The sequence below is a fragment of the Sulfurisphaera tokodaii str. 7 genome, assembly GCF_000011205.1.
Classification (GTDB): domain Archaea; phylum Thermoproteota; class Thermoprotei_A; order Sulfolobales; family Sulfolobaceae; genus Sulfurisphaera; species Sulfurisphaera tokodaii.
Genome location: NC_003106.2, coordinates 224,561 through 240,768, shown reverse-complemented (window position 1 = coordinate 240,768; position 16,208 = coordinate 224,561). Strand labels below are relative to the sequence as shown.

Here is a 16,208-nt window from a genome sequence, read left to right as displayed (position 1 = left end):
TGTTACTCACTGTGGACTTTCTTATTTATCTCATCTACAACTTTTCTAGGTGATATTAAATTGATGTGATCTCTTTTTATATTACCTTTTTTATCTACACTAATTGCAAATTCATATACACCGTCTTTGTTCTGAAATTTTCCATAGATATCATATCTATCCTTAAATGACTGATAAAACTTTATCTCCAGTGTATTTATATCAAAATCTCCAATCAATTTCTTTAATGTAGAAATTGTTATTGATTTTATTTCTTCATCCATCATAAGCACCCAATTCTTTTAATAATTTTAAAATTCCTTTCATATCATGCTCTTTCGCTTCATATATGTTTTTCTTATCTTTAATTACTTTAGAAGTAGACGGACCTATGCTTACTATTATTTCACATTCTTTTATAAAATCTTTCACTAAACTAGCTATATAAGAGCTAGTTAAAACTATTATATTAACTTTACATTTTTCAATTAACTCTCTGGCTTCTTCTAGTTTTTGTAAATCTGCTTTTAAATTATAATCAGCAATTTGCTTGATATCTAAACTGTTATCTATTGCTATCAAACTCCTAACTAGAAGTGGATTTTTAGTATTCTGCTTTATTAGTTTTACCAGATTTTCTACAGTATATTCTTCTGGTATAATCACATTTTTAATATTACGCTTAATTAGCTCTTCCGATGTACTAGGTCCTACGGCAAATATAGCTTTTCCTTCAATTTTATCAAAGTCTTTAAAACATCTTACTGCATTAATACTCGTGAATCCAAGGCCGTCTATCTCGTGTAAATTAACAGTATAATTTATACATTCAGGTTTTAAAATACTAATTTCAATAAAATTCTTATTATAAGGAATATTAGATCCTTCGGGCCTAAGGAATAATACCTTCATTTTTTATTTCCTCCAAGAATCTTTTACCTAATAATTCCCCTGCTTCATAAGGAGTCATGTTATGAAAATACTCTTCTATTGTAATCTTTTTCCTACCAAATGAAGAACTAATTATTCCATGGAAATCTTTATCATATTTTTCAAAATAAACTCCAATTGGTGAATGGCATCCACCCCCTACAATACTTAATGCTTTTCTTTCAGCAATAGCAATTTCTAATGTATCTTTATCATTTATTTCATTAAATATTTTCTTTATTGTTTCATCTTTTTTTCTTCCTATAACTACTATTATACCCTGGTTAGCTTCTGGAGTGAATAAATGAGGATCTAACCTATAATACTGAACCTGCTCTTTTAACCTATATATTGAAGCCTCAGCTATTATAATGCCGTCATATTGACCTTCAAAATACTTCTTTAATCTAGTGTCTATATTTCCTCTCAAATCCTTAATGTTAAGATCATTTCTATAAAAAGTTAGGAAATTTTTTCTTCTAATACTACTAGTTCCTATAATTGAATTTGGTTCCAAGTTAAATAAGTTTTTTCTTGAGATTAAAATATCAAATGGAGGATCCCTAGGTAATACAGCATAAATTTCCAAGTTTTCTGAAATCTCAGTCAAGATATCCTTCATACTATGAACAGCGACATCAGCCTTATTATCTAAAACCGCTTGATTTACTTCTTTTTCGAATACTCCTTTACCTAGTTTAGATAAAGGTTCGTTCTGGAATAAATCAGCTTTAGTTTTAATTTCTATAAATTCAGTTTCTATACCTAATTTATGTAAATAGTTTTCAACCATCATTACCTGAATTCTGCTTAGTTTACTACCTCTAGCGGCTATTCTTATTCTCATATTTCGCTAACCACCTTATGAATTGCTTCAATAGTAAGATTTACTATCTCATCAGAGTGTGAACTAGATGTAAATATTGTCTCAAATTGACTAGGAGGAATGAAAACGCCTAGTTTCAGCAGTTTTTCATGAATCTTTACATAGAGATCTTTATTAGCTAACCTAGCATCATCAGCATTAGTTACTTTACTTATACCTATAAAGAATTGGAACATGCTTTGTATTCTATTTATAGTATATTTAAAATTCTTTTTAGATAAAGAATTATCTAGTTCTTCTGCTATTTCTTTTGAAGCCTTATTAGCTATATCATATGCATTTGTTGTCTCTAGAACTTCTATTGTAGCTATTCCTGCAGCCATTGTAAGAGGATTAGCATTAAATGTACCAGCATTAAATACTTTTCCTTCTGGGGTAAGATTACTCATAATTTCTTTTTTTCCAGTAACTGCACCTATTGGTAAGCCACCACCAATAATCTTTCCTAAAGTAGTTAAATCTGGGATTACCTTAAAATATCCCTGAGCGCCACTAAGTCCTAATCTAAAACCAGTTATTACTTCATCGAATATAAGTACAGAATTATATGTTTTCGTAAGTTCTCTTAATCCATTAAGAAAGTCTTGCTCTGGTAAAATCACTCCCATATTTCCCATTACTGGTTCAACTATAACTCCAGCTATTTCCTCAGTTCTAAGGTGTTTTTCTACGCAGTCAAGGTCATTATATTTACACACTATTACAGTATTAATTATCGAAGTTGGAATGCCTGAAGATATAATAACATTGAACTCTGATACAGCACTACCAGCATTTATTAAAGCGTAATCGTGAGCTCCGTGATAATTTCCGTCAAATTTTAATATTTTTTCTCTTTTTGTATATCCTCTAGCTAAGCGTATTGCTAACATTGTTGCTTCAGTACCACTGTTAACAAATCTAATCTTTTCAGCAGATGGTATATGAGATCTTATTTTTTCAGCTAATTCAATTTCCTTTTTACTAGGGGTTCCGTATAACCAGCCTTTCTCTATTTGTTCTATTATCTTCTTTTTAACATATGGATGTGCATGACCTAATATTAGTGGGCCATATCCTAGAACATAATCTATGAGTCTTTGTCCATCTATCGTATAAAGGAATGCTCCTTCACTTTTTTCAACATAAAAGGGGTATGGTTTAACGGCAGCTCTTACAGGGCTATTTACTCCTCCAGCAAATAATTCTAAGGCTTTCTTCCAAAGATTTTCGCTCAAAAAGGTACACCTTCTTTTATCCAATTAGCTATGTCTTTAGCATAATACGTTATAATTAAATCTGCACCAGCTCTCTTTATTGCAGTAGTTATTTCCAAAACAGCTGTTTTTTCATCTATCCATCCATTTAAGGCTGCTGCTTTAATCATACTATATTCTCCACTAACATGATACGCAGCTAATGGATATTGTGGGAAGGTTGTCTTTACTAATCTTATAACATCTAAATAAGTGTGAGCCGGTTTCACCATAAGAATATCAGCTCCTTCTTCTATATCTAAACTAGCCTCCTTCAATGCTTCAAAGGCGTTTCTTGGATCCATTTGGTATCCTCTTCTATCACCAAAAGCTGGTTTAGAATATGCTGCATCTCTAAAAGGTGAATAAAACGTTGATGCGTATTTTACACTATACGACATTATTGCAGTATCCGTAAAACCCGCTTCATCTAATGCCTTCCTAATAGCTCCAACAACACCATCCATCATTGATGAAGGTGCTATAATATCAGCTCCTGCCTCAGCTTGGCTGACTGCAATAAGTGCATGAACTTTTAGGCTTTCGTCATTGTTCACGCAAAGTTTTCCATCTTTTTGTGTAATAATTCCACAATGTCCGTGAGAGGTATATTCATCTGTACATTCATCAGTAATTAGTAATATTTTCTCTCCGAAAGTTTGCCTAAGCAGTCTTAGTGATTTTTGTATTATTCCATTTTTATCGTATGCTGATGATGCAAATTCATCTTTAAATGAGGGTATTCCGAAGAGAATAAAATTCTTTACGCCAAAACTATAAACTTCTTCGACAAACTTTATCAAGTGATCATTAGGTGGATATCTATAAACACCAGGCATGCTATCTATCTTTTCTGGTTCATTTATATTTTCTTTTATGAAAATAGGCTGTATTAACCCAGAAGCAGTTAAGTTTGTTTCTGCGACTAAGTCTCTTATTAACTTATTTTTCCTTAGCCTCCTCGGTCTTAGAGTTGGAAATGTTACCATTACTTAATATTTCGAAAATGTTGTTAATGTAATTTGCCATATCTTCATTTTTTCTAACGGTTTCAAAAAGCGGTGAAAAGATTTTTTTAAGCATTGAATTAGTCATTTTATCAATAATATTCTTTATCTCTTCTTTATCATTAGCATGTTTTAAAATTTCTGCATAAGCTCTATTTATTTCAGCTTCCCTAATATCTTCTATTCTTTTCATAAATTTAGAAATAAGTCTATTTTGATTATATTTAATAATTTCATTCTTAAAATTCTCTATCTCTATATGGATTAATTCCTCAGCTTTCTGTAAACTTAATATTTTTGTTTCCATTATTTTATCTGAGATAGATCTCAAATTTTCTAACGTAATAACATTGTTACCTAAAACAATCTGGGGAACAGAAAGATCAATTACTAGTTTAGGATTTGGTAGATTTATTTTTTTATCATAATATATTGCAACAAATACAATATCATAATTATTTATTTTATAAAAATCTAATGGTTCTGCTTTAAAACCATACTTATTGGCAACTTCTAACGCTTTTTCGTATGTTCTGTTAAATATTGTAACATTTTGAGCTCCTTCATTCTTCAACATTAGAGCTAGTTTATTTCCAATTTCTCCGGCTCCTACTATAGCAATTTTTACATTGCCTATGTTATTATTTGATACATGTTTAGCATATTCAACAGCTAATGCATATATACCAGTTTTTCCTTTTGAAATTTCCGTTTGTTGTCTAATTTTTCTTCCTACCTTTATAGCATTTTTAAAAAGAAATTCTAGTTTTTCACTGCTTAATCCAAGTTTTTTACTTTTTTCAATGCTTTCTTTCAATTGTCTAAGTATTTCGTATTCGCCTATAGCAAGTGAGTCTAAACCAGATGCTACCTCAAACAAATGCTTTACTGCATCTTCCCCTTTTAAGATCATAGCATCTTTACTAATCTGTTTTCCATGAATTTCATCTAATTTCTGTAAAAAATCTTTAAATTCTTCTTTGTTATATGTATATAAGTATGTCTCTGCTCTGTTACATGTTTGTAATACACTAATTTCTCCCTTTATTAGTCCCTTTAGCAATAACAATTCTTGATCTTTAACATAATGTTCATATAACTTACTTATTCCAACTGTTTTGTATGTATATACTATTGCTATATAATTGTTTATATCTATAAATTCGTCACTCATTTATAATCACCTTTGCTCTATCTATTGCTAAATCTAATTTCTTTTCTTTTATATAATTTCTAAAAATTTCATCATTAAATATTTTACTATAATATGTAAACCTTTTTGAAGGATCATTTATTTCTGATTTAAGTAACTCTTTGACTGTTTCCATTACTTTTACTAGTTCATAAATTTCATCACTAAGAATATTTTTACGAATAAGTTCGATAATGTATTTTGATGATAAGCTAGATTTGCCGAAAGTAGTAACAGCTATTGAGAGTTCATTATCTGTATAGTATATAGGTACTATAAAACTAGATTCTTCTATATTAGTAGGATTATTACATAACTTTTTTAATTTTTTTGCTTCATGACATAATTTACTGTTAATATTTTTATCATTTGTAGCAGTAATAATGATATCAAAGTTCGCTAAAAAGTTTGAATCTAAATCATTTGCATCCTTTTTTATTAATGAAATTTTATCCTTATAGTTTAATAATTCTTCTGAGAAATTTAAACTTACAACAGTAACTTTAGCTCCATGTTCATAAAAGTTTAAAGCTCTTTTAGTCCCTACTTTTCCTCCGCCTATAACTAAGACATTAAGGTCAATCAGATTAAGGTATAATGGAATGAAAGTGTGAGTGTTCACAAATATCATTATAAAATTATTTAATTTAAAAGCTATGTACATGAAAATTTAGTTAATCAAAACCATTGATCAAGTCCAGTCTGACGAGAAGCTCCTTTTGCTTCTCTCTTTGCTTTTTCTAATCTCTCTATCCCGTTTTTTACTCTTTCCTCGTTAAAATCGTGCGTTTTAACTAGGATATCTAATATTTTATTACTATCACAATCTACTAATTCAAGATTTTCCTTAGGCTCTACTACTTGTGGTTTTAGGAATAGACTTCTTATCTCTTCGACGTTAAAATTGACTTTAATTTTTGGTATTTCTCCTTTTTCTATTGCTTTTTCTAAACTACCATATTTTTTAATAATTCTATATGCGGTTTTAACGCCATAGCCTTTAATTCCATCTGGGTTATAATCTGTTCCAACTATAATGCCAATGTCTATTAATTGTTCTCTAGTTAAACCCAGTTTTTTTAATAAAGTATCTAGTTCTATTAGTTCTGGTTTAATCTCTACATATACATCTTTTCCCGGAAGTTTCCTTTTACCACTTAAAGTAAGATTTCTTATTAACCTTTTAGCACCAAATAAAAGGGAGTCATAGTCCTGGCTTGCAGTTGCCCAACTTAAGCCTAAAATATTTATATATGCTGCCTCTGCTTCACCTTCTGAAGGTGCTTGAACTACTGGAATTCCCATAGCTTTCAGTAATTCCTTGCTTTCTTCAGCCATTTCGTTAGTAAGTCTAATACTCATTTGAGCATATTTTTTTAACTCACTAGTCTTTATACTTCCTTCTGTTTTGGCTTGCTCTAACTTCTTTTCAGCTTCTTCTTTTACTTTTTTTCTTCGTTCTAATTCTTGAGCTTTTTGTTCTGGTGGTTTTCCATCAAAAACATAAATGGGTATAATTCCCTCCTCCAGAATACTTATAGTCCTATAAAATAATCCATTAAGATGACTAGTTACTCTTCCTTGACTATCCATTAATGGTGTTCCATCTGGTTGTCTTATCGCAGCCAAAAATTGATAAAGGGCATTATATGCATCAATACTTATTTTCTTTCCTTTAAGTTCAGCGAAAGATAGTTCCTTTTTTATCTCTTCAACAAGCTCAGCAAGATCTACTCCTATTCCTTCTCACCTATATAATTAATCATTCTTACATTCTCTCTTATTAGCGTTACTGTAATAAATCCCCTAATTTCTAGTTTCATTAATGCTTTTAAAAAATCAGAAAAAGATATTTCATAATTTACGCTTTTCTTAACTTCGTTATATAAATCCTCATCTGTAATAGGTGCGTTTCTTTTTTTAAGAATTTCAAGAATAATATAATGTAAAGGAATTTCTCTCCACATTTATTTTCACGTGAAGGTGCTAGGCTTCAAATTAGCTCTCGGTAGCTGTTGCCTTGCTTTTTCTAACCAGTTCTGGTAGAATTGTATCATGTCCATAGTTACTGATGGTCTCACTTTCTTTAGTGCAATGTCAAAATGCCTTTTCTCAACTAGAACTCCTTTTCCTTTCATACAGTCCTTCACAATCTTATCTCTACATTCATTATCGTTTCTTTTACAATTCTCATCAGCCTTTTTCATACATTCAGTCATTTCTTCTCTTATAGCTCTTAATGTAGCTTCTCTAACTAGTGCAGCTAAATCAGCTCCTGTGTAGCCTTCTGTTTTTTCAGCTAGCTCGTCTAATGTAATATCTTCAGCTAATGGCACATTCCTAGTATGAACTTTCAAAATCTCAGCCCTAGCCCTCTTATCTGGCGGAGGAACATAAATCAACCTATCAAACCTACCAGGCCTCAACAAAGCAGGATCAAGAATATCAGGCCTATTAGTAGCAGCAATAATAACCACATTCTCAAGTTTTTCTATTCCGTCCATTTCTGCTAGTAGTTGGTTTACTATTCTTTCTGTTACGCCACTGTCTGTTGTTAGTCCTCTCATTGGTGCTATTGCATCTATTTCATCAAAGAATATTACTGTTGGTGCTGCTTGCCTAGCCTTCCTAAATATTTCCCTAATAGCCTTCTCACTCTCACCAACCCACTTTGATAAGATTTCAGGACCACGAACAGCAATAAAATTAGCACCACTCTCAGTAGCAACAGCCTTAGCAAGCATAGTTTTACCAGTACCAGGAGGACCAAACAACAAAATACCCTTAGGCGGTTCTATTCCAACATTCTCATAAGCTTCTCTGTATTTTAGTGGATACTCTACTACTTCTCTTAATTCTTCTTTTACATCCTCTAGTCCTCCAATATCGCTCCAATGAACTTCGGGTACTTCTACATAGATTTCTCTTAAACCGCTTGGTACGATTTCTTTAAATGCCTTTAAGAAGTCATCCATATTTACTTCCATTTTTTCGAGTATTTCTGGTGGTATTTTATCCTGGTTCAAATCAATTACTTGTAGATATCTTCTTAATGCATTCATTGCGGCTTCTCTAACTAAAGCAGAAAGATCTGCACCAGTATATCCATGGGTCATTTCAGCTAGTTTTTCAAGGTCTACATCCTTGGATAACGGCATATTTCTAGTGTGAATTTGTAATATTTCTAATCTACCCTGCTTGTCTGGTAATGGTATTTCTATTTCTCTATCAAATCTTCCTGGTCTTCTTAGCGCGGGGTCAACGGCATTAGGTCTATTTGTAGCTGCAATAACTATTACATTACCTCTACTCTCGAGACCGTCCATTAATGTTAATAGTTGTGCAACAACTCTTCTTTCAACTTCACCTATTACTTCATCTCTTTTAGGTGCTATTGCGTCTATTTCATCAATAAATATTATAGCTGGTGCGTGTTTCTTTGCATCTTCAAAAATTTCTCTTAGTCTTTGTTCGCTCTCACCATAGAATTTGCTCATAATTTCCGGTCCATTAATAGATGTAAAGTAAGCTTCTGTTTCATTAGCTACTGCTTTAGCTAATAGGGTTTTACCTACTCCAGGAGGACCATATAGTAAAATTCCTTTAGGTGGTTCAATTCCTAATCTCTTGAATAATTCTGGGTGTTTCAGTGGTAATTCTACGAGCTCTCTTATTTTCTGTATTATATGCTTCATTCCACCAATGTCCTCATAAGTAACCCTAGGATATCTAGCTTGTTCTGCTGGTTTTTCAGATATTGTTATACTTGTCTCATCTGAAACAATCACTATTCCTTGAGGTCTAACCTGAACTACTGTAAAAGGTATAGCTTGACCTAGTACTGGAATAAGAACAGTATCTCCTTCAACTAGAGGGTAATCTTTAAGTTTTTTCTTTACATAAGATATAAACCCTGGATCAACAGTAATTGAAAAATTCGAAGGAGCTAGTTTTACGCTAGTTGCTATTTTTGGTGAGGCTTTTCTTACTATAACTTTGTCTCCTATAGAAACACCCGCGTTTTTCCTTGTTATCCCATCCATTCTAATTATGAATTTGTCTTCTTCTTCAAGGGCATCTTCTGGTGATAAAGGCCAAGCTATTGCTGCGGTCTTTCTTTGTCCTTCAATTTCAATTACTTCTCCAGGATTAACGCCTATTTGGTTTAATAAATCAATGTCTACTCTAACTTTTCCTCTTCCTACATCTTTTTGCTTAGCCTCAACTACTCTCAATATAAGCTCTTTCTTACCAGAAGGAGGAATTTCAGCGCCAGTACTCAACTCTATCTCCAAAATATGTATATAAATAATGTGGTATAAGAACTTAAAGTATAATTAATTTAAAAACCTAGTCTTGTAATACCAACTACCTCAGCATGACTTACTCCTTGAATGCTGTTTATTATCTCTTCTAATGTATCAGTTCCTCCCTCAACATTTTCAGGCATTTGTACATATGCAATTAATGCTTTTAAACCGTAAGCTATTGGCTCTGTTTCTTTTCTTACTAACTTATATCCTGCGGGTAGTTTCTTACCAATTTCTTCATATAAATTATCAAGATTCACTTCATCACTTTCTGGGAATACTTTTACTACTACAAGGACGTCTGTCATATAATCACCTTATGGACCTTCAAAACCACATTTTGGACAAGTATAGGACACTATGTGTTTTCTGCAATAATAACATCTTCTTATAATTATTTCTCCACAGTTAGGGCAGTAAAATTCAACTCCTTTCTCTCTAGGGTGTATTAGTTTTCCGCAACTGGAGCATACTGGTGGTTCAATCTCTTCTCTTAAACTTAATCTGAAATTTAGACTCATTGTATTACATAGTTTTTAATTTGGTTTATAAATTCTCTCTTTTTGATGGCTACTAAAATGGTAATAGTCGTAAGGACAGATTTAGATATGGGAAAAGGTAAAATAGCTGCTCAAGTCGCTCATGCAGCTGTTTCATTAGTTCTTGATATTCTAAATTCTAGTAATAGTCTTTGGAAAGAATGGTTATATAAATGGCTAGAAGAAGGACAACCTAAAATAGTTGTTAAAGTTCCTAGCCTCGATGAATTAAATAAAAGATATGAAAAGGCTATAGAACTAAATTTACCAACAACTATAATACAAGATGCTGGAAAAACGCAGATAGAACCTGGAACAATAACTTGTATAGGAATTGGACCAGCCCCTGTAGAATTAGTTGATAAGATAACTGGAGATCTAAAACTTCTTTAATTTTTTATTAATTAAAATTTTTAATTACTAGATAAAATCTGCTTGTTTATAATTAGAAATTATTGTAATAGTGTTTAAATGAAGTTTAGATATTCAGTAAAAACTTTAAGTCAGCGAATATTTTATCACTAATTTAGGCGAAGTTAACTGGTAACTACACCGCATCCAATAGATATAATGCTCGGGATGGAGAAGTATTTTATAAATGAAGACTGGAGTCCACTGAAGGTTTTTATCAATAGACCTGATGGTTTTAGGGTTATTGAGGAGATCTCTTATAAACCTGCTACGGAATGGAAAGGTTCCATACAAGGCAAATATGCTGTATATTTACTTAGAAAGCGGGGAATAGACCATTTTACTGTGATAAGTGAAATATCAAAAATATTACATAGCAAGATACATTATATAGGAATTAAGGATACAAATGCTATTACAGAACAAATAGTATATACAACTAATGTAAAAAATATTATTGAGAAGTATGAAAATGACAAGTTTCTTTTAACCTTCTTAGGTTATAGCAATTCTAAATTTAATCATACTGGGAACATATTTGAGATAGAGATAGAAACTGATGATATTAAAGAGTTTGAAAAAAGAGTAAATAAACTAAGGAGCATAAAATATTTACCAGCTTATATAGGCTATCAACGATTTGGGACAAAAAGACCTATAACTCACATTATAGGTAAAATGTTGGTGTTGAGAGAATGGCAAAATGCTATTGATTTTTTGGTAGGATATCCTTTTGAAAGCGAAAGCGAACTTGTAAAAAAAGCTAGATATGCTTATATGAAAGGCGATCTTAAAGAAGCACTAGAATTATTCCCTAAAAGATTTAGAGATGAAAGAATAGCTATTAAACTGCTTCTTAGGAATGAGAATTATTTTAACATATTAAGAAATTTACAAACTCCACTTATATTTTACATAGAAGCTTACCAATCATATTTATTTAATAAGTATCTATCAAGGATAATGGATCCTACTAAGATAGATGAGAATTTAGTAATAAAAATTCCAACATCATATGATAGTTGTGATAGTATTTGTAGAGAAATATTTAGAGAAGAAGGACTACTAAATATTAATTTTAAGATTAAGGAACTAAAACTAAATGTTAAGGATCTTGTAAGAAAAGCATATACTCTAATTAGAAATTTAACCATAAAAGATAAAAAAATTACATTTGCTTTAGATCGTGGAATTTATGCAACTATTGTTATAAGAGAGATTGCGAGAACTGATCCAAGACTTTTTACTTAGGGTGTTAGTCTTTTCTTATCTCTAGGGAAGGGAACTATTTCCTTAACGCTCTGTATTCCCGTTAACATTACCATTAGCCTTGCTAGTCCCATTCCAAATCCGGCGTGAGGTGGCATTCCATAATCAAACCATTTTAGGAAAAACTCGAAGCTCTCTGGTTTCAATCCTTTTTTCTTTAATGCTTCTTCTAGTACTTCTCTCTTATGATTTCTTGTGCTTCCTGATACTATTTCTAAAAATTTATAGATTAAATCGAAACTTTCGCTTAATTCTGGGTTCTCACTTTTACTTTTAGTATAGAATGGTCTTGCATCTGAGGGCCAATCAACAATGAAATATAAATCCTCTTTTAGTTCCTCATTAAGTATTCTTAATTCGGGTGTTCCTATATCATCTCCAAATTTAATATTGTATCCTTTACTTCTTAAGATTTCTATTGCTTCAGTGTACTTTAATCTTTTAATAGGTATCTTTACTTCTGGTGGTTCATAATTTAAAATTTTTAGCTCTTCTTTTCCTTCTTCTTTTATGGTCTTTACAATATTATGTAATATTTTCTCTAAAAGTTGCATTACATCGTTATAATCAGCAAACGCCATTTCTACATCCATACTAATAAATTCTGCTAAATGAAACGGTGTATCAGATTCTTCAGCTCTCCAAGCAGGAGCAACTTCAAAAACTCTTTCTACTACTCCAGCCATAAGCTCTTTATAAAGCTGTGGGCTTTGCGCTAAAAATGCCTCCTTACCAAAGTATATCACGGGAAATAATTGTGCACCACCCTCAGTAGCTGATGCTATAATCTTTGGGGTGAAAATTTCAATAAATCCTTCTTTATATAATGTTTCTCTAAAAGCCTTTAGTGCTAAAGATTGGATTTTTATTACTGCTTGCATTTCTTGTCTTCTTAAATCTAATACTCTCTCTCTAAGTCTAGTATCTATATCAGCTTTTACTTTACCAGAAACATCTAAAGGCAAAGGTGCTTTTGCTTTACTTAGTAAAGTTATTTCTTCTGCATGGAGTTCTATTCCTCTAGGAGCTCTTTTATCAGCTTTTACTATACCTCTCACTTGGATAACACTTTCTTGTGTAAGTTCTTGCGAAATACCAAAAGCACTAGAGTTTTTGTCTACTACTACTTGACCTAAACCAGTCTTATCTCTAAGTATTATAAATTTCTTACCACCTAAGTCGCGCAAAAGATGAACCCATCCAGCCCATATTACTTCTTTTCCATCATATTCTGGAGTTACATCAGCAATGAAATGACTTCTATACATTTTTACTCCACCCTAATTTTTATTGGGATAGCATGGATTTTTGATAGTGCTGTTTCTAACGAATTTTCATCTGCTGGTAGAAATCTCTTTTCATTTCTAGAGATTCTTATAACATATTGTACTGAACCATCTGGTAACCATACTGTATTTACTCCTAGTACTCTTGCTGGTGATAATAGTTGAGACGCTGTGGACTTAATGTTGTTACTTTTTTCAAGGATTCTTACTTTTAAGCCTAGTTTCTCTTGAAGTATTTTAGCTATCTTAATCCATTTTTGATGAGACATTGTAGGTGGACTAGTTACTAGTAATATCAATAAATTATCTACTTTAAACGCTTTATGATATACTGCGTCTTTCAGTTCTCTAAACTGTGTTTCTTCTAGATCTAATAAAATCTTCATCACGTCTACTTCATAATGTTCTACTTCGCCCTTATCTATCAGAGATTGACAACGATTGCATAGAAGTCCACTTTTTACACAAATATAATCTAGCGGTATCTTCATCCTCTTTCAACTCCGCTTTTACCGCAATACTTTTTTTGAACTGACTCATATTATTGAATCGGGGTTAAAAATGCCACTCACCGATCCAGTAAAGCTTCAAATAGTTCAACAGCGTATATTTTTAAAGAAAGTCTGTAGAGATTGTGGGGCATTAAATTCCGTAAGAGCTACAAAATGCAGAAGATGCCATAGTAAAAATCTAAGACCAAAGAAGAAAGAATTACCAGCTAAGAAAGGATAGCCTAAATTTTTATTCCTATTAAGGCAAGTCTATCTCGTATACTTTTCGAATTTTCTTCAAAAAGATCTATATGAGACTCTAAGTATTTTTTATCTATATTAAGCTTTCCTTCACCTATTAAGTAAACTATGGTTTTCAATTCGTCCTCATCTTCTTCTCTAAAAGCATTAGTTTTAAGTAAAATGTAATCTTCTAGTCTTACTATCTTAAATTTTTCTTTGCCTATTCTCATTTCAATGGCACTGTTTATTATTTCTTCTGGAACAAAAAAATCTTGAATATTTTCATACATATCTATCTGTAATTGCTCATCGTCTACTGAAGCTATAATTCTAGGTGTATCTATAGGTGTCTTACCGAAATCCCAACCTCTCTCAAAAGCGAATTCACGTATTTTATCTTCATCAACTAGTACACTTAAGCCAAGTATGAATAGATCAATATCACTATCGGTACCCTTTCTACCTAAACTTAAATCTACTATAGTATCACCTATTATTACAAAATCTGTTAGCCCTTTTATTTCGGCCAATATATCTCCTATTTTTGAAAAAGGAATCACTTTCTCACGCTCTAAAATGCATAAGTTAACATTAAAATATTTTAGCTCGATAGTGTAAAACATGTTTGAATACATGCCGGGGTGGCCGAGAGGTTAAGGCGGCGGGCCGCAGAGTTTATTGCAGATACCCGTTATTTCGCGGGTTCAAGTCCCGCCCCCGGCTTATTTAAAAAAATTTATACTTTACTTTGGTTGTATAATCTTGTGAGTCAACCCAAAAGAAAAGAGGAGACAATAGGAAGAGAAACAAAAGGAGACGAAGCGATTGCTTATACTTTTAAAGAGTTAGGAATCAAAGAAATATTTTCACCTTATAATCTTCCATCATTTTTGGCTGAAAGACTTAAACAATACGAAATTAATATAAATTATGCGTCAAGCGCCAGAGAGGCTGTAATGTTAGCCGATTCTTATGCGAGGGAATATAATACGCTTGGAGTAGTTTTGCAATCCCCTGGTGTTTATTTAACTGAGGCTATTGATATAATAGCCCAAGCATTTATGGACTCTGTACCACTTCTGCTTATTTCAACTCTAAGATCTTATAGGGATACTGGTAGAAGTAGAATTGCTGAGTTGAAGACCCAAGATGATTTAATGAATATATTAGCTCCTATAACAAAGATGCGTGAAAGAGTAGTTAGCATAGAAGAAATAATAATAACTATAGAGAAAGGTTATAAGGAAGCATTAAGTAATAGAAATAGGCCAGTTTATATAGAAATAGCAGAAGATTTATTTAGGTTGAAAGCATATCCTTTATCTCCTGCTGAGCAGAAACCGGAAAAGAAAACACCAGATAAGACTACAGTAGCAAAAGTCGCGGAAGTATTATCAAATTCAAAATCACCAATAATTATTGCTGGTTATGGTGTTTTAGCTTCTAACTCTTTTGATGAGTTAAAAGAACTTGCTGAGTTATTAGATGCACCAGTTATAGCTACTTTTAGGAGCAAAGGAGTAATACCAGCATCACATCCGCTTTATGCTGGTGAAGGCCTAGGTTTATTTGCTACCGAAGAAGGAGGCAGACTGCTTGATGAAGCAGATGTGATATTAGCTTTAGGAACAAGGTTTACACAACTCTCTACAGCCGGCTGGTCAATGAAATTCAAAGGCTATCTTATTCATAATAATGTTGATGGTGAAGATATAGGCAAAGTTTTTATTCCACAAATTCCAGTAGTAGCAGATACAGGCTTATTCTTAAAAGAACTATTAACACAGCTTAAGGCTAAAATTAAGGAGCCAATAAAGAGGGGTTCTGCTGATAAAATAAAGGTATATAGAAAAATACACATTTTAGATTCTCATGGAGGTTTATGGCCTTATGATGTAGTAAGGACTATTCAGCAATTCAAGTTTGATAAGATTTTCATAGATCTAACTGCTCCAACAATAGATTTTGTAAGATTGCATATAGAGAAGCCTTTTAGTTGGATAGCTAGTGAATCCTTACTAGAAAGAAATATAGCTATTAGTGGTATCGTAAGGGCATCAAACAATAAGATTATAGGAGTTACAGACCTACAAGGGGTAATACAAAATCTATCAATCATTCAAAATAGGTTGAACAAGAGCCATGGAATTCTACTAATATTAAATGATAATGGAAGTACAACAATAGACGCAATCTCATCTGATATTCCAACTATAAGTAGAACTACTTCAAACCTTGATATTAAAGACGAAATTCTAGAGAAAAGTCTGGATGCTAAAACAATACAGAGTATTAGCGAGCTAAAAATGGAATTAGAAAACTTAGATGAAAATAAATTAAACGTACTAAATATAAAGATTGAACCCGATTACAAATCTGTAATGTTTTAATTTTTACTTTTTTGTTCGCTTAATTAGATTATAAGAAACT

19 protein-coding genes and 1 tRNA gene are annotated in these 16,208 nt (G+C 32.0%); 5 read left to right on the top strand and 15 right to left on the bottom strand.

Annotation, left to right across the window (positions count from 1 at the left end; all coding sequences use genetic code 11):
* Positions 1-2: 2 nt before the first annotated feature.
* Genes STK_RS01220 through STK_RS14690 form a run of 12 tightly spaced genes read right to left on the bottom strand, consistent with a single transcriptional unit; the run spans position 3 to position 10,060 of the window.
* The gene (locus STK_RS01220) at positions 3-263 is read right to left on the bottom strand and encodes a hypothetical protein (RefSeq protein ID WP_052846862.1); all 261 of its coding nucleotides are present in this window, start codon (positions 261-263) and stop codon (positions 3-5) included.
* Positions 256-891 (bottom strand): uroporphyrinogen-III synthase, encoded by a 636-nt coding sequence (locus STK_RS01215; protein ID WP_010978159.1) that lies wholly within the window; start codon positions 889-891, stop codon positions 256-258. The genes STK_RS01220 and STK_RS01215 overlap by 8 nt, the downstream gene beginning before the upstream one ends.
* Entirely contained in the window at positions 872-1,756 is an 885-nt protein-coding gene (gene hemC, locus STK_RS01210; protein ID WP_010978158.1) for a hydroxymethylbilane synthase, read from the bottom strand. The genes STK_RS01215 and hemC overlap by 20 nt, the downstream gene beginning before the upstream one ends.
* A complete protein-coding gene (gene hemL / locus STK_RS01205; RefSeq protein WP_390532903.1) occupies positions 1,753-3,012 on the bottom strand; it encodes a glutamate-1-semialdehyde 2,1-aminomutase in 1,260 nt (419 codons plus the stop codon). Before hemL ends, hemC begins: the two co-directional genes overlap by 4 nt.
* Positions 3,009-4,019: a porphobilinogen synthase gene (hemB, locus tag STK_RS01200; protein ID WP_010978156.1), complete on the bottom strand. Its 1,011-nt coding sequence runs from the start codon at positions 4,017-4,019 to the stop codon at positions 3,009-3,011. The genes hemL and hemB overlap by 4 nt, the downstream gene beginning before the upstream one ends.
* Positions 3,973-5,211 (bottom strand): glutamyl-tRNA reductase, encoded by a 1,239-nt coding sequence (locus STK_RS01195; RefSeq protein ID WP_010978155.1) that lies wholly within the window; start codon positions 5,209-5,211, stop codon positions 3,973-3,975. Before STK_RS01195 ends, hemB begins: the two co-directional genes overlap by 47 nt.
* Positions 5,204-5,860, bottom strand: coding sequence for a precorrin-2 dehydrogenase/sirohydrochlorin ferrochelatase family protein (locus tag STK_RS01190; protein WP_052846218.1), 657 nt, complete (start codon positions 5,858-5,860; stop codon positions 5,204-5,206). Before STK_RS01190 ends, STK_RS01195 begins: the two co-directional genes overlap by 8 nt.
* A 47-nt stretch (positions 5,861-5,907) precedes the next feature.
* Entirely contained in the window at positions 5,908-6,969 is a 1,062-nt protein-coding gene (gene fen, locus STK_RS01185; RefSeq protein WP_084742611.1) for a flap endonuclease-1, read from the bottom strand.
* The gene (locus STK_RS01180) at positions 6,966-7,196 is read right to left on the bottom strand and encodes a hypothetical protein (protein WP_052846216.1); all 231 of its coding nucleotides are present in this window, start codon (positions 7,194-7,196) and stop codon (positions 6,966-6,968) included. The genes fen and STK_RS01180 overlap by 4 nt, the downstream gene beginning before the upstream one ends.
* A 6-nt stretch (positions 7,197-7,202) precedes the next feature.
* Positions 7,203-9,524, bottom strand: a complete 2,322-nt coding sequence (locus STK_RS01175; protein WP_198429724.1) for a CDC48 family AAA ATPase — start codon at positions 9,522-9,524, stop codon at positions 7,203-7,205.
* A gap of 47 nt (positions 9,525-9,571) precedes the next feature.
* Positions 9,572-9,847, bottom strand: coding sequence for an elongation factor 1-beta (locus STK_RS01170; protein WP_010978151.1), 276 nt, complete (start codon positions 9,845-9,847; stop codon positions 9,572-9,574).
* A 9-nt stretch (positions 9,848-9,856) separates the two neighbouring features.
* A complete protein-coding gene (locus STK_RS14690; RefSeq protein WP_010978150.1) occupies positions 9,857-10,060 on the bottom strand; it encodes a zinc finger domain-containing protein in 204 nt (67 codons plus the stop codon).
* A 45-nt stretch (positions 10,061-10,105) separates the two neighbouring features.
* Here STK_RS14690 and pth2 point away from each other — a divergent pair, with 45 nt between their 5' ends.
* Together pth2 and truD are read left to right on the top strand one after the other, a co-directional pair.
* The gene (gene pth2, locus STK_RS01165) at positions 10,106-10,471 is read left to right on the top strand and encodes a peptidyl-tRNA hydrolase Pth2 (protein ID WP_010978149.1); all 366 of its coding nucleotides are present in this window, start codon (positions 10,106-10,108) and stop codon (positions 10,469-10,471) included.
* Between the two features lie 177 nt (positions 10,472-10,648).
* Positions 10,649-11,740 (top strand): tRNA pseudouridine(13) synthase TruD, encoded by a 1,092-nt coding sequence (gene truD / locus STK_RS01160; protein ID WP_010978148.1) that lies wholly within the window; start codon positions 10,649-10,651, stop codon positions 11,738-11,740.
* Here the strand turns inward: truD and aspS are convergent.
* Complete coding sequence (gene aspS, locus STK_RS01155; protein WP_010978146.1) at positions 11,737-13,026, bottom strand: aspartate--tRNA(Asn) ligase; 1,290 nt, start codon at positions 13,024-13,026, stop codon at positions 11,737-11,739. The two genes, truD and aspS, sit on opposite strands and share 4 nt — an antisense overlap.
* A gap of 2 nt (positions 13,027-13,028) precedes the next feature.
* Complete coding sequence (locus tag STK_RS01150; protein WP_010978145.1) at positions 13,029-13,535, bottom strand: transcription elongation factor NusA; 507 nt, start codon at positions 13,533-13,535, stop codon at positions 13,029-13,031.
* A 70-nt stretch (positions 13,536-13,605) separates the two neighbouring features.
* On the opposite strand from STK_RS01150, the gene STK_RS01145 reads away from it, so the two are divergent.
* Positions 13,606-13,776, top strand: coding sequence for a 50S ribosomal protein L40e (locus STK_RS01145; protein WP_010978144.1), 171 nt, complete (start codon positions 13,606-13,608; stop codon positions 13,774-13,776).
* A 1-nt stretch (position 13,777) separates the two neighbouring features.
* On the opposite strand, the gene STK_RS01140 is transcribed toward STK_RS01145, so the two are convergent.
* Positions 13,778-14,338: a nucleotidyltransferase gene (locus STK_RS01140; RefSeq protein WP_052846214.1), complete on the bottom strand. Its 561-nt coding sequence runs from the start codon at positions 14,336-14,338 to the stop codon at positions 13,778-13,780.
* A 75-nt stretch (positions 14,339-14,413) separates the two neighbouring features.
* On the opposite strand from STK_RS01140, the gene STK_RS01135 reads away from it, so the two are divergent.
* Positions 14,414-14,501 (top strand) — tRNA-Cys (locus tag STK_RS01135).
* Positions 14,502-14,542: 41 nt separating this feature from the next.
* On the top strand, positions 14,543-16,168 hold the full coding sequence (locus STK_RS01130) for a thiamine pyrophosphate-binding protein (RefSeq protein WP_052846212.1): 1,626 nt from the start codon (positions 14,543-14,545) through the stop codon (positions 16,166-16,168).
* Positions 16,169-16,208: the final 40 nt, after the last annotated feature.

What these genes read in the sequence shown, in the direction of transcription:
- STK_RS01220 (WP_052846862.1), bottom strand. Translation starts at nt 263, where the DNA reads ATGGATGAAGAAATAAAATCAATAACAATTTCTACATTAAAGAAATTG.
- hemC (WP_010978158.1), bottom strand. Translation starts at nt 1,756, where the DNA reads ATGAGAATAAGAATAGCCGCTAGAGGTAGTAAACTAAGCAGAATTCAG.
- STK_RS01145 (WP_010978144.1), top strand. Translation starts at nt 13,606, where the DNA reads ATGCCACTCACCGATCCAGTAAAGCTTCAAATAGTTCAACAGCGTATA.
- STK_RS01195 (WP_010978155.1), bottom strand. Translation starts at nt 5,211, where the DNA reads ATGAGTGACGAATTTATAGATATAAACAATTATATAGCAATAGTATAT.
- STK_RS01150 (WP_010978145.1), bottom strand. Translation starts at nt 13,535, where the DNA reads ATGAAGATACCGCTAGATTATATTTGTGTAAAAAGTGGACTTCTATGC.
- pth2 (WP_010978149.1), top strand. Translation starts at nt 10,106, where the DNA reads ATGGCTACTAAAATGGTAATAGTCGTAAGGACAGATTTAGATATGGGA.
- STK_RS14690 (WP_010978150.1), bottom strand. Translation starts at nt 10,060, where the DNA reads ATGAGTCTAAATTTCAGATTAAGTTTAAGAGAAGAGATTGAACCACCA.
- STK_RS01190 (WP_052846218.1), bottom strand. Translation starts at nt 5,860, where the DNA reads ATGATATTTGTGAACACTCACACTTTCATTCCATTATACCTTAATCTG.
- truD (WP_010978148.1), top strand. Translation starts at nt 10,649, where the DNA reads ATGCTCGGGATGGAGAAGTATTTTATAAATGAAGACTGGAGTCCACTG.
- STK_RS01170 (WP_010978151.1), bottom strand. Translation starts at nt 9,847, where the DNA reads ATGACAGACGTCCTTGTAGTAGTAAAAGTATTCCCAGAAAGTGATGAA.
- STK_RS01215 (WP_010978159.1), bottom strand. Translation starts at nt 891, where the DNA reads ATGAAGGTATTATTCCTTAGGCCCGAAGGATCTAATATTCCTTATAAT.
- aspS (WP_010978146.1), bottom strand. Translation starts at nt 13,026, where the DNA reads ATGTATAGAAGTCATTTCATTGCTGATGTAACTCCAGAATATGATGGA.
- hemB (WP_010978156.1), bottom strand. Translation starts at nt 4,019, where the DNA reads ATGGTAACATTTCCAACTCTAAGACCGAGGAGGCTAAGGAAAAATAAG.
- STK_RS01180 (WP_052846216.1), bottom strand. Translation starts at nt 7,196, where the DNA reads ATGTGGAGAGAAATTCCTTTACATTATATTATTCTTGAAATTCTTAAA.